Source organism: Erysipelothrix aquatica (genome assembly GCF_009828825.1).
GTDB classification, from domain to species: domain Bacteria; phylum Bacillota_I; class Bacilli_A; order Erysipelotrichales; family Erysipelotrichaceae; genus Erysipelothrix; species Erysipelothrix aquatica_A.
This window is the reverse complement of sequence record NZ_WTTA01000002.1, coordinates 17,878-30,600: the sequence shown is the minus strand read 5'-3', so window position 1 is coordinate 30,600 and position 12,723 is coordinate 17,878. Positions and strand designations below refer to the sequence as shown.

The following is a 12,723-nucleotide window of genomic DNA, read 5'->3' as shown; positions in this document are numbered from 1 at the left end:
ACAGTTTTCCTAATGAGAAGTATCAAAGACAAGTTATTGGTGGTTACATTTTTGTTTCAAGTTCTAATTTCGTTGTTGTATTTGGAAGTGTGGTACTCCTTGAAGTTCAATTAATCGATTTATACGAAACAGTGATTTTACAATCGTATTCGCTACAAGCTGGCTACATTCTCATGGGTGCAGCTGATGCTCTCATTATTTACAACTCATCGCGTTTCACTCAAAACTTCATATTTGTGAATATTTATCGCATATTATCGTTGCTGATTGTCGTATTCGAGATAATTGGAATTGTCGCTTTTCTTTATCCCATACCGATGTTTTTCGGAGTTCTTATGTCGGTTATGGAGTTTACAACTTTTGGCGGTTATGTAGGGGCCTTGATTTATGATTTTAAAGAACACTATAATCAACAGAAGGTTACTAAATAAAGGACAGAGCTAAAAGCTCTAAAAATGACTGATCAATAAAAAAATAGAGACATGGAATTTATAAAAATTCTAGCAAGTAGTTATATTCTTTCAGCTGCATCATTAATTTTTCAGCGAAATGAAATACTTATGACATTTGCAATCTTGCTTCGCATTATGATAACGATATATGGATTTAAGAAAACGAAGTCACTTGTATTTGGATGGACGTAGCAGCACAGTTCCTTAGCTTTTTGATCGTTTTCATAAGTGGTTCGCTATTAATGAATCGGCAACTCGACCTATTTACGATTGTTCGGTATCAAGCGATTACGCTACAAATCTCATACGTGTTGATAGACATCAAAGATGCACTTATTATGCTGTTTGTGGCGAAATCAACCGCAAGTATATTTTTGGTTAAACCATATTATGTACTCTCAATGACTATGGTGCTATTTGTTAGAGTTGGAACTGTCGTTTTTTTAACACCGATCCTATCCTTCTCGAGGTGATTGTTTCCGTATTCTAATTTACGGGATATTTAGGATTCATAATATTAATGCTTGTTGAACTCATTTTCGAATCCAAAGACATTTATGAATGAGTCAAAGTTTTAGATTTTCAAAATCATGTCAATAAGGGGGCGAACGATGACGAAGCATAAACATTTCTTACTGGTTCAAGGATTGCTCATTATAGCATACACCTTTTTTCTGATTTCGATTCTTTTGCGAAGACATGAAGCATTAATGATTGTTGGATTGACAATTAAGCTTATAGGCACATTCGTTAGCTATTTGAATTGGAAATCCAAAATGCTTTTAGTCGGCCTCGGGTTACAAATTGTTAGTTTTGTAACGGTACTTATTCTTGGAAATCGACTTGAAGGTGCTGGATATGCTATGATTCAGTTCATGGAAATCCAGGCTATGGTATTAGAAGGGGCATACGTTAGTCTCGCGTTATCTGATGTAATTTTAATGTATCAATCTTCAAGGATAACTCAAAAGGCTTCGCTTGTGCCGGTATACCGAGGTTTATCGTTGTTGGCTCTAGGGATTGTAGTTATCGATATTTTGGGCTATAGTTTTCTCATTCCAACAGTTTTAATCGTAATGATTTCAGTGTTAGAGTTCGCGAGTTATTTTGTCTATGCAGTGATACTGTTTTATGAGATGATACAATACCGCAAGAATATAAAATTTTATGCATAAAAGGAGAAGGTATGAGAACTAAGGAACAGATCACACAAACCATTATTTTAATTAGTGGACTGATTATTTCGATGCTGGCGACAATATTTAAAGAGTATCCTATTGTCATGGTCATTGGATTAGGAACACAAATATTCGCTACATTCAAATTATTCACAATTACTAAAAATAGGTATTTAATTTGGAGTCTAGCATCCTTAATGCTTAGTTTTGCGATTGTCTTTTTGAGCGGAACATTTGTTCCTATGATGACAACTGATATGTTCACAATGATCGCAATCTTATCCAATTTCTTGTTGATTACGTATGTTCTAATTCGGATGGCGGATGTCCTTCTAATGGTTTACGCGTCAGAGAATGCGTATAATGATTTCTATAAGCGATTCTATCAATTTCTTGCCATTTCGTTTACGGTGATGATTTTAGTAGGTTCCATCGGAACTTTCCTTGAAGGATTCACAATTATTCTGGTGCTTGTCTCAGTATTGGAGTTTGTATTCAGAATAGGTTTTATTCTAGCATTGATTCTAGAAGTCTATCATTCAAAAAAAGAGGCCTAACCTCTTTTTTGTTTAAAAGGCAGTTGATTTCACAATATTGTATTTCGACCTAAAACTGTCTAAAATAACCTAAGAAAGAGGTACCACATGGAATTTATTACCCTTTGCTATCACGAATTTCGAGATACCCCAATAAATACGGAAATACAGTCTATCCCCGTTGAAGTTGCGAACGGCTACCAGGATAGTTTACCCGTCGCGTTGTACACGGACATTCAAGACTTTAAAGCACAAATGCAGTACTGTATCGATAATGACTTTAATTTCATAACTCTAGAGGATGTTGAAGCTTTTTATAAAGATAGAAAGATGTTGCCGTCTAAAGCTATATTATTGACATTTGATGACGCTTATCAGTCCATGAAAAAACTTGCTTATCCGCTGCTTAAAGAAAACCAAATCCCAGCTACTATGTTTGTAGTTAGTGATTGGATGCATGAAAAGAGCAAGGCGTGGGATGCGACTTTTGCTCAAACAATGTCTTGGGCCGATCTCGATGCTATGTCAGATTGTCTCACAACAGCAAATCACACCCATTGGATGCATCAACGCATACATCTTCAAGGTTCAATTCAGACAGAACCCAAGCAAGCCGTGGTAGATGATATTCTAAAGTGTGCAGTATATGTCGATGCACCTAAAATATTTGCATATCCATTTGGATTTTATGATTCCTCAGTATTTGCGTCTTTGAAAGATGCTAATATTGAATTCGCATTCACAACGAAGCCAGGTATCAACACCTTAAGTACCCCACGGTTCGAGCTTAAACGTAATATCATTCCTTATAAAATGCCACTTTCGGCATTTATTGAACTGTTAGAAAAGAGATAAAATGAAAAAAATAATAACACTGTTACTCTGTTTATTCGTCCTTGCTGGATGTTCAAGCACACCCAAACCAGATTTAGAAACGCCTTTAAAAGTAGGTACCCTTGCAGCTGAATCCGCATTGCCAATCATTATTGCGCATGAGGAAGGATTCTTTAAGAGTGAGGGGATAAATGTGGAAATTGTCCCATTTGCCAATCCTCAAGAACGAAATGCAGCAGCACAAAGTGGTGCTATTGACATAATGATTGCAGATGCAATGACAGCATTTGCGTTTCAGGAACAAGGATTTCCATATATTATAACCTCAGATATTAACGAAGATTTTAAAATTATTGCATCACCTAATTCCGGGATCACAACGATGAAAGACCTACAAGATCAACGTGTTGCGCTGATTCCAGGTCTGTTATTAGAGTATGTAATGGATGAGATTGCTGCAAAAGATGCGTTTGATTATCAAGTTTTGGCGATGGCATCTTTTCCAGGGCGTTTTGAGGGACTACTTCAAGACCAATTTGAAGCAGTAGTGTTTACAGAACCACAAGCAGGTATGCTAGTCGCTCAAGGTGCATATTTACTCGGAAGCTCGAGTGAGTATGGTATCAAGGGCGGAAGTTTGCTAACGAAAAAGGATCGTATTGAGAAAGATCCAGAAATTATTGCTCGCTTCTACCGTGCGTATAATCAAGGCGTTGAGTACCTTAACAAGAATCAATCAGATGCGTATGCAGACGTCTTGACGCAATATGCATTCCCACCTCAAATGGGAGCCTATATTGATCAAAAAACGACCCCATTTGAGAAAGCAAAACCAGTTTCAAATGATCAACTCGAATCGATTGCGACATGGTCTCTCAATAAGGGATTAGTAGAACAGTTACCGACCATCAAAAATACCGTTAATTTTAGTTTTATCGAAGAATAGGCCAGCCCTATTCTTTTTTTTGATTGTTAGTAGTATTTGGCCTAATGACGGATGATTCATCAAAATATATTGGTCTGTTTTTCTAGTTTTTCCTCTTCCTATTTATATAGTGAATAATGTGGGGGACAATTTTTGGTTATCACAAAATTAAATTTTGGTAAGTTATTGATATTCGGCTTAAATAGCGTAATATAGTAGGGAAGCTTGTTTGATTGAGACGCATGTTTATGGTACGATTTACCTAGCATGCTCGAACTAAAACAAGTGAAAAGAAGAAGCAATGCAAACATGAAAAGGAGGCAACGATGACACGGAAAATAAAAATTGCAATTTGCGTTGTTGGAGCAATCATTCTATCGATAATCGATTGGAGATTGGGCGTAGGTTGGTTGATTGGTTGGACTAGTTTACTGACACTCGAACATTTCAGAAATTTGTTCTATAACATCATCCTCGATGAACAACAGTTTACTGTCAAAAAGTACGTCGGATATATCATCTTTGTATTTGTGATTTTATGGTTACCCTTGCTCTTGGCATTTATGTTCCCAGCATGGATTAATCCTTATGCGATAGCGGCAACATACTTGCTAGATCGTTTGCTGCTTTTTATGACAGGAATTTTTACAAAGGAGAAGGCAAATGTTGCAAGTTGAAGTTTATTCGATTTTGATCATTACAATTGGTCTCTCCATCGCGTTTTATGTCGGAGGCAAGCGGCTTAAGAATTTGCCGCTTACTGAAAAGCCTCGCGGAGGCGTCTTAAAAGCAATACTTTATGTCAAGACGATTTCTGATTTCACAATTCAAAACATGGGTGAAAAACACGGGCGACGAATGGCAGCGTATATTGGAAGTGTATTTATTTACATTCTAGTTGCAAACATGTTCGGACTAACAGGATTAGCTGCACCTACAAGTAACTATTCAGTAACACTTGTACTTGCAATTATTACATTTCTTTTAATCCAACATGCAAAAATAGATGCAAATGGCGTAAAGGGATACGTCAAAGGATTCTTTGAACCGTTTTTCCCCTTTGTCATTCCGAACTTTTTCGGAACGGTAGCACCACTGATCAGTTTGTCACTCCGTTTATTCGGAAATGTACTCTCAGGAACGGTTATTATGACATTGCTCTATACGTTTACGGGTTGGATTAGCAGTTTTATCCCCGGTATCGGTGGATTTAACTTCTTCGGAGTGATTGTTGCTCCAGTATTACATTTATATTTCGATATGTTCTCTGCATTTTTGCAGGCGTTCATATTTATATCATTAACATCGATCTTAATCGCTGTTGAATATCAAGACTAAACTAAGGAGGATATTATTAATGGAAGCAGTAAGTATTGGAAAAGGATTGGTAGCAATCGCTGCCGCACTAGCAGTTATGACAGGTATTTTCTCAACAGTAGGACAAGGTTATGCAGCTGCTAAAGCTGTAGAAGCCGTAGGTAAAAACCCAGAAGCAGAAAGTAAAATTCGTTCAATGTTAATTCTTGGAGCGGGTATTGCTGAAACAGCTGCGATTTACGGTATGCTTATCGCATTCTTATTAATTTTTGTATTCTAATAATCAAAGGAGGGTATTATGAATTTAGATATTGCTGCAAAGCTAATGCCAGATCCTTGGACGATGGCTGCACAACTTGCGGCCACTTTTGTAATCTACATTATGTATCGCAAGTACCTTCACGAGCCGGTACAAAAATATTTGGACGCACGTGCTGAACGTATGGCTGAAGAAATGAAAGAAGCAGAAGCGTACCGATTGGAAGCAAAAACAATGAGTGCTCAAGCACAAGAAGCATATTCTGAATCAATGGATAAACTAAAAATCGTAGAAGCGGATATGTTGCGCGATGCTGAAAACAAAAAACAAGCAATTATTGATTCTGCTCAAGAAGAAATTGAAAATGAGAAAATCAAAATGGCAGAAGCCTTAAAAAATGAAAAAGCTGCACTTTACCGGGAGGTATCTACATACATGTTGGATACAGCCGTTGCGGTAAACCGCAAAGTATTGTCGGAGCGTGAATTAGATCACTCTTCAATGCTCCAAGACCTAGAGAAGGAAATGGAAGCTTATGATCATAAGCACTAAGCAATACGCTCAGGCTCTATTTGAAGTATCTCTGGAACAAAACGTAGTTATGGATGTCTATGCGGAGTTACAAGCCGTATCGCTGATACTTGAAGATGAAGAGATCAAATGTATTTTTACCCGAACATATCAGGACGAAACAATTCTTGATCCATTGTGGAACACGTTGCGATCGACCTTTTCAAAGCAAGTTGTCAACTTCTTACAACTTCTTTATCAAGCAAACATGATGAAGAGTTATGAACGCGTAATGGCAGCATTTCGTGATTTATTAGAAATTCATGAATACTTAAGTCGTGTGGATGTAGTTAGCGCGATAGCATTGAGTGATCAAGAAAAAATATCATTACAACAAACTTTAAAAGAAAAATATAAAGGTGATTTAGAAATGCACTATGAAATTGATGCAAGCTTGCTTCAAGGCATGATTGTGCATGTTCGTAGTGACATCTATGATACTTCAGTAAAAAGTAAACTGGATCGTATTATTAACCAAGGAGGATTACAACAATGAGCAATCACTCAGCAAACATTCTCGAAATGTTAAAAGAACAAATTGCTGGAATTGAATTTGACACGAAGAGCGAGGATATTGGTCGCGTATTTAAAGTAGGTGACGGTATTGCGTTTGTTCGTGGTTTAGACCAAGTCCTCTCGGGGGAAATGCTACGTTTTAGTGATGAGGTTTATGGACTCGCACTGAACCTTGAAGAGAACCAAGTCGGAGTTGTTCTACTTGGTGATGACTCATTAGTTAAAGAAGGCGACGTCGTCTATCGAACCCAACATATCATCGAGGTTGGTGTTGGTGATGGTCTTTTGGGACGTGTCGTTGACGCATTAGGACATCCTATTGATGGTCTTGGAGAAATCAACTATGAAGGACACCGTCCTGTTGAACGCGTTGCTCCAGGTGTTATGACGCGTCAGTCAGTACACCAACCTTTACATACGGGACTTAAAGTCATTGACTCTATGATTCCAATTGGTAAAGGGCAACGTGAATTAATTATTGGCGATCGTCAAACAGGTAAAACAAGTATTGCATTGAATGCAATTATCAACCAAAAAGGGCAAGATGTTAACTGTATTTATGTTGCTATCGGTCAAAAAGCATCAACCGTTGCAATGGTTGTTGAGAAACTCAAGGAACACGGGGCAATGGATTATACCGTTGTCGTATCAAGTACAGCCAGTGAGCTCGCACCACTACAGTATCTTGCACCGTATACGGGGGCAGCTATTGGTGAACATTGGATGGATAATGGTAAAGATGTACTAATTATTTATGATGACTTATCAAAACATGCGGTAGCATATCGAACCATCTCATTACTATTACGTCGTCCTGCAGGTCGTGAAGCCTATCCTGGAGATGTTTTCTACCTTCACTCACGTTTGCTTGAGCGAAGTGCAAAACTAAACGAAAACTACGGTGGTGGATCAATGACTGCGTTACCTATCATTGAAACACAAGCTGGTGATATATCCGCATATATACCAACGAACGTTATTTCAATTACAGATGGCCAATTATTCCTGAACTCGGATTCATTCAATAGTGGTTTTAGACCAGCTGTCGATAGTGGAATGTCAGTTTCACGAGTTGGATCAGCGGCACAAACAAAAGCGATGAAACAAGTTGCCTCATCATTGAAACTTGAATTAGCGACATATCATGAGCTGCTATCATTTGCTCAGTTTAGTACTGACATTGATCCAGCAACCCAAAAAATTATTGACCATGGGAACCGTCTTACTGAATTGCTCAAACAAGGAGCACTTTCAAAGACGCCTCACGAATTGATGATTGTAAGTATGTTCTTAAATAAATACGGGTTCCTCGACATGCTAAGTGTAAAAGAAGTTTTACCATTCGAAAAGTTCTTACACGAACGCTTTGTTTCATCACATCAAGATCTTTTAGATCAAATAAAAGCGAACTTTACACTTGACGATGCCCTAATCGAGACGCTCAAAACAGTAATCAACGAAGAATTAGAGCGCTTTAAGATAAGAAATAATGCCTAATACACAAGCTATAAAAAAAAGAATCCGGTCCATCAAATCGACACAAAAAATCACGAAAGCAATGAAGCTTGTTTCGTTGAGCAAACTTCAACGGTATCGTGATCGAAAAGGACACTTTGAAGCCTATTACGATGCTGTGAGTCATGCGACAACACAGTTTATAGATTTTGAAGTGGCGACTGACAATAAACCGAAGTTGTATTTTGTCGTGATGCCTGATTTAGGATTGTGCTCAGCTTATATTCAAGGTAATATGCGAAAGCTGCTTTCTGTATATAAACCTGAAGACAGTGCTGTTGTTATTGGGACACAAAGTTATGAATCACTAAAAAATAAGTCAGTTACAATCGTTAACCCAATGCAATCGAGTGAACATTTTGAGTTACTTGATGCTGTAAAACTATTAAAACCGTATCTTGCAACACACCAAATTGTTACGATTGTTCCTGATTATGCGAATGCACTGAATCTTGAATTTGAACTCCATACATTGCCTACAGTGGTATCGGGAGCCCGTGATCAAGTAATTTACGAACCAAATTTTGAAGATGTTGCAACAATCATGATCCAACAAGCATTAATAGCCTTGTTGCGTCACACATATTTGACATCAAAAGTAAGCGAGCATACAACACGTCGTATTGCGATGGAAAAAGCGACAGACAGTGCAGAAGACATGATTGAAGACTTAGGTCGAAAATATAACCGTATTCGTCAAGAGGCGATTACACAAGAGATATCTGAAATTGTTTCAGGAATGGAGGGTTAACGATGAAAGGTAGAATTGTACAAATAGTAGGACCAGTTGTTGATGTTCGTTTTGATAGTGAACATATGCCGAAACTCTACAATGCGCTTGTAGTTGAACATGGTGAACTCAAAGTAACACTTGAAGTATCACAACATATTGGTAATGATTTAGCCCGTTGTATTGCAATGGGAACTACTGATGGATTATCTCGTAATCTTGAAGTCGTTGATACAGGAGCAGCTATTAAAGTTCCTGTCGGCCAAGCTATTCTTGGACGTATGTTTAATGTCTTGGGTGAACCAATTGATGAAAAACCATTTGACAGTGAAGGCGTGGAATTCCATGAAATCCATCGTTCCGCACCGTTATTTAAAGATCAAAAAACAACCAATACAGTATTAGAAACCGGGATTAAAGTCATTGATTTACTTTGTCCTTATCCACAAGGTGGAAAAATTGGTCTCTTTGGAGGGGCTGGTGTTGGTAAAACCGTATTAATGCAAGAACTTATTCACAATATTGCGATTGAGCATAGTGGACTTTCAGTAGTTGCCGGTGTTGGAGAGCGAACACGTGAAGGAAATGATTTGTATCACGAAATGAAAGATGCAAATGTTCTTGATAATACAGTTCTTGTCTATGGACAAATGAACGAATCCCCAGGGGCCCGGATGCGTGTTGCATTATCAGGGCTAACTATGGCGGAAAACTTCCGTGACAACAATAAGCAAGATGTTCTTTTATTCATCGATAACATTTTCCGATTCACGCAAGCTGGATCTGAAGTATCCGCATTGTTAGGGCGTATGCCTTCGGCTGTTGGATACCAACCAACACTTGCTACAGAAATGGGACAACTTCAAGAACGCATTACATCTACGACAGATGGATCAATTACATCCATTCAAGCGATTTACGTTCCAGCGGATGATCTAACTGACCCTGCTGCAGCGATTACATTTACGCACTTGGATGCGAAAACAGTATTGGATCGAAACATTGCGGCGCTTGGAATTTACCCAGCAGTTGACCCATTAGAGTCAAGTAGTAATCTGTTGTCTGAAGATGTTGTTGGTGAAGAACATGTCTATGTTGCAACAGAAGTTCAAAAAATACTTCAACGATACAAAGAACTCCAAGATATTATTGCGATTCTTGGAATGGACGAACTGAGCGAATCTGATAAGCAAATTGTAAACCGTGCACGTAAAATTCGTAACTTCTTGTCACAACCATTCTTTGTTGCAGAAACGTTCTCAGGAATATCGGGATCCTATGTATCCATTGCTGACACTGTTCGAAGTTTTAAAGTAATTCTTGACGGTGAAGTCGATCATTTACCAGAGCAAGCCTTCCTCTTTGTCTCGACAATTGAAGAAGTGTACAAGAAAGCAGAAGGGATGATGTAACGTCATGTTTACCTTTAAACTGCTTACACCCAATGGGCTCTATAGAACATTAGAAATAGATTCCGTAACTTTGCCAACCACGGATGGCCAGCGAACCATGCTCGCCAACCATATGGCAACAGTAATGCCAATTGATATTGGTGTTATGTATACAAAGACAAACTCTGAAATCGAAAAATTTGTGGTTTCAGGGGGACTCTTTACATTTGAAAACAACGTTGCTACACTATTAGTATCTTCAGTTGAATCAGAATCAGATATTGATTTTGAACGTGCAGCCAAAGCAAAAGCACGTGCTGAGGAACGCATAGAAAGTAACAATCAACAACTATACGATATGAAGCGTGCTGAACTCGCGCTAAAACGATCGTTAACGAGGTTAAAACTTAGAAAATGATACGTTCAATTAAATCATTCTTGAAGAAACGCACTATTCCTCAATATATCGCAATGGGCTTCGCATCAACAATTTTTGTTGGTGCTTGTTTGCTTTCTTTACCTATCGCATCTCGTGATGGGACGTGGACCAATTTTCTGGATGCGCTCTTTGTCGCAACATCCGCGGTTTGTGTTACTGGTCAAACTACCGTAAATACAGCAGCACATTGGAACTATTTTGGAAGCACAGTCATCATTTCCCTAATTGAAATTGGTGGGCTTGGATTCATGTCTGTTATTGTGTATTTCTTCCTGTTTATGGGTAAGAAAATGACATTACGACAACGCCATTTACTCCAAGAATCTGTTGGTGCTGAAAATGCTGCCGACGCACAAAAATTAATCCGCTATATCGTTAAATTCTCATTGTCAGTACAGGCACTTGGGGCAGCGGTATTAGCAATCGATTTTATTCCTAAATTTGGATTTCTAAAAGGAATCTACTTCTCAATGTTCCACTCCATTTCCGCATTCAATAATGCTGGATTTGATTTGTTTGGAAACAGTCTCGAAGGGTTTACACAAACACCTCTAGTACTACTAACAATCGGAGGTCTCATATTCTTTGGGGGTCTTGGATTTATCGTATGGCGTGATTTGTTGACGTTTAAGCGAAAAAAACGTTTACTTATTCATACAAAAATTACGTTAATTACGACAGTTGGTATTCTAATTATCAGCTTTGTTCTTTTCTGGGTCAGTGAATCAAGACATGGGACATTTGCTGGATTGCCACTTTGGGATCAACTTGTCAATACACTCTTTATGGCGATTACGCCTCGTACAGCAGGGTATGCCAATGTTAACTATGCGTTTATTTCTCCAATGGGAATATTCTTAACCATCATTCTGATGTTTATCGGTGCTTCATCCGGTTCTACAGGTGGTGGAGCCAAAGTTACAACATTCGCAACATTATTCCTCTTTATGCGTGGTGTATTCAGTGATACCCAACCGCGTTTTCAATCTAGAGCTGTTCCGATGGATCGCGTAATTAAAGCGTTGATGATTCTATTTATTGGGATTGCGATTGTCGTCACTGCATCACTCATTCTATTCATCACTGAAACCATTCCACCAGAGTTTGGTATTGAATATATCCTGATGGAAGTCTTCTCATGCTTTGGAACTGTTGGACTCACCATGGGATTAACACCAAACTTAACCAGTATTGGAAAAATCGTATTAATTATTGTAATGTTCGCAGGCCGTATTGGGTTGTTAACATTCTTCTTATCATTCGGAAATCATTCGGATATGAAAGAACCAACTTTAAAATACCCAGAAGCAAATATATTAGTGGGTTAGGAGAAAACTATGACAAATAAAACAGTAGCAGTCCTAGGACTAGGATTGTTTGGAGCCTCTGTTGCAAAAACACTTGCACGTCATGATGTGGAAGTTATTGCAATGGATAAAAAAATGGAACGGGTCGATGAAGTCGCGATGCATGTTGAACATACGATTCAGGGTGATTTTACAAAACTAGAACATCTAGAAGCTGCAGATATTGGTCAAGCTGATATTGCAGTCGTTGCCTCTGGTGAACGATTGGAAGAAGCTATTCTATGTGTTTTAAATCTTAAAAAAATTGGTGTTGCCCAAGTTATCTGTAAAACCAAAAATAGAGATTATCACGATGTTCTCAAAAAAGTTGGTGCAGACCGTGTCTTATTACCGGAAGTTGAAATGGGTAAACGACTAGGGAATGAACTTGCACGTCACTCTGTAATTGATGCCTTGCGAATTGATGATCGATACAACTTAGTCGAAGTTCACCCACTTAAAGAATGGGAGAATAAATCAATTCAAACACTAAATTTACGTCAAGAGTATGGCTTTAACATCGTTGCTCTCAAATGCTGTGTGAACAACGAGTTTATTATTAATGTATCACCAGACTATATTATTCGAGATGGTGACCTTCTTTTCGTACTTGTTGAAGAAAAAGACTTAGATCGCTTCAATGATATGGAAGATAATAACTAACAAATAATAATTTAAGTAATGATAGGATAACTATCATTACTTTTTTATATCT

At 38.1% G+C, this 12,723-nt stretch carries 18 protein-coding genes; all 18 read left to right on the top strand.

Annotated elements, in window-relative coordinates; all coding sequences use genetic code 11:
* The first annotated feature begins 89 nt into the window (after positions 1-89).
* The 18 genes from GVV22_RS03260 (at position 90) to GVV22_RS03175 (ending at position 12,671) form a co-directional block, all read left to right on the top strand.
* Positions 90-431: a hypothetical protein gene (locus tag GVV22_RS03260; protein ID WP_159648743.1), complete on the top strand. Its 342-nt coding sequence runs from the start codon at positions 90-92 to the stop codon at positions 429-431.
* Positions 432-482: 51 nt separating this feature from the next.
* Complete coding sequence (locus GVV22_RS03255; protein ID WP_159648742.1) at positions 483-644, top strand: hypothetical protein; 162 nt, start codon at positions 483-485, stop codon at positions 642-644.
* Positions 645-694: 50 nt separating this feature from the next.
* On the top strand, positions 695-925 hold the full coding sequence (locus tag GVV22_RS03250) for a hypothetical protein (protein ID WP_159648741.1): 231 nt from the start codon (positions 695-697) through the stop codon (positions 923-925).
* A gap of 138 nt (positions 926-1,063) precedes the next feature.
* Entirely contained in the window at positions 1,064-1,627 is a 564-nt protein-coding gene (locus tag GVV22_RS03245; protein ID WP_159648740.1) for a hypothetical protein, read from the top strand.
* An 11-nt stretch (positions 1,628-1,638) separates the two neighbouring features.
* A complete protein-coding gene (locus tag GVV22_RS03240; protein ID WP_159648739.1) occupies positions 1,639-2,187 on the top strand; it encodes a hypothetical protein in 549 nt (182 codons plus the stop codon).
* Between the two features lie 87 nt (positions 2,188-2,274).
* A complete protein-coding gene (locus GVV22_RS03235) occupies positions 2,275-3,021 on the top strand; it encodes a polysaccharide deacetylase family protein (protein ID WP_159648738.1) in 747 nt (248 codons plus the stop codon).
* A 1-nt stretch (position 3,022) separates the two neighbouring features.
* On the top strand, positions 3,023-3,946 hold the full coding sequence (locus GVV22_RS03230; protein ID WP_159648737.1) for an ABC transporter substrate-binding protein: 924 nt from the start codon (positions 3,023-3,025) through the stop codon (positions 3,944-3,946).
* Between the two features lie 305 nt (positions 3,947-4,251).
* Positions 4,252-4,602 (top strand): hypothetical protein, encoded by a 351-nt coding sequence (locus tag GVV22_RS03225; RefSeq protein WP_159635527.1) that lies wholly within the window; start codon positions 4,252-4,254, stop codon positions 4,600-4,602.
* Positions 4,589-5,263, top strand: a complete 675-nt coding sequence (locus tag GVV22_RS03220) for a F0F1 ATP synthase subunit A (protein WP_159635524.1) — start codon at positions 4,589-4,591, stop codon at positions 5,261-5,263. Before GVV22_RS03225 ends, GVV22_RS03220 begins: the two co-directional genes overlap by 14 nt.
* A 19-nt stretch (positions 5,264-5,282) precedes the next feature.
* The gene (atpE, locus tag GVV22_RS03215; protein WP_159635521.1) at positions 5,283-5,522 is read left to right on the top strand and encodes an ATP synthase F0 subunit C; all 240 of its coding nucleotides are present in this window, start codon (positions 5,283-5,285) and stop codon (positions 5,520-5,522) included.
* 18 nt (positions 5,523-5,540) lie between these two features.
* A complete protein-coding gene (locus tag GVV22_RS03210; RefSeq protein ID WP_159635518.1) occupies positions 5,541-6,053 on the top strand; it encodes an ATP synthase F0 subunit B in 513 nt (170 codons plus the stop codon).
* The gene (gene atpH / locus GVV22_RS03205) at positions 6,037-6,567 is read left to right on the top strand and encodes an ATP synthase F1 subunit delta (RefSeq protein WP_159648736.1); all 531 of its coding nucleotides are present in this window, start codon (positions 6,037-6,039) and stop codon (positions 6,565-6,567) included. Before GVV22_RS03210 ends, atpH begins: the two co-directional genes overlap by 17 nt.
* Positions 6,564-8,084 carry a F0F1 ATP synthase subunit alpha gene (gene atpA / locus GVV22_RS03200; protein ID WP_159648735.1) on the top strand — a complete coding sequence of 507 codons (1,521 nt, stop codon included), beginning with the start codon at positions 6,564-6,566 and terminating at the stop codon, positions 8,082-8,084. The genes atpH and atpA overlap by 4 nt, the downstream gene beginning before the upstream one ends.
* Positions 8,077-8,853, top strand: a complete 777-nt coding sequence (locus GVV22_RS03195; protein WP_159648734.1) for a FoF1 ATP synthase subunit gamma — start codon at positions 8,077-8,079, stop codon at positions 8,851-8,853. Before atpA ends, GVV22_RS03195 begins: the two co-directional genes overlap by 8 nt.
* A 2-nt stretch (positions 8,854-8,855) precedes the next feature.
* Positions 8,856-10,244 carry a F0F1 ATP synthase subunit beta gene (gene atpD / locus GVV22_RS03190; protein WP_159635506.1) on the top strand — a complete coding sequence of 463 codons (1,389 nt, stop codon included), beginning with the start codon at positions 8,856-8,858 and terminating at the stop codon, positions 10,242-10,244.
* A 4-nt stretch (positions 10,245-10,248) separates the two neighbouring features.
* Entirely contained in the window at positions 10,249-10,641 is a 393-nt protein-coding gene (gene atpC / locus GVV22_RS03185; RefSeq protein ID WP_159648733.1) for an ATP synthase F1 subunit epsilon, read from the top strand.
* Positions 10,638-11,990: a TrkH family potassium uptake protein gene (locus tag GVV22_RS03180; protein WP_236261916.1), complete on the top strand. Its 1,353-nt coding sequence runs from the start codon at positions 10,638-10,640 to the stop codon at positions 11,988-11,990. Before atpC ends, GVV22_RS03180 begins: the two co-directional genes overlap by 4 nt.
* A gap of 9 nt (positions 11,991-11,999) precedes the next feature.
* Complete coding sequence (locus GVV22_RS03175) at positions 12,000-12,671, top strand: potassium channel family protein (protein WP_159648732.1); 672 nt, start codon at positions 12,000-12,002, stop codon at positions 12,669-12,671.
* Positions 12,672-12,723 lie beyond the last annotated feature (52 nt).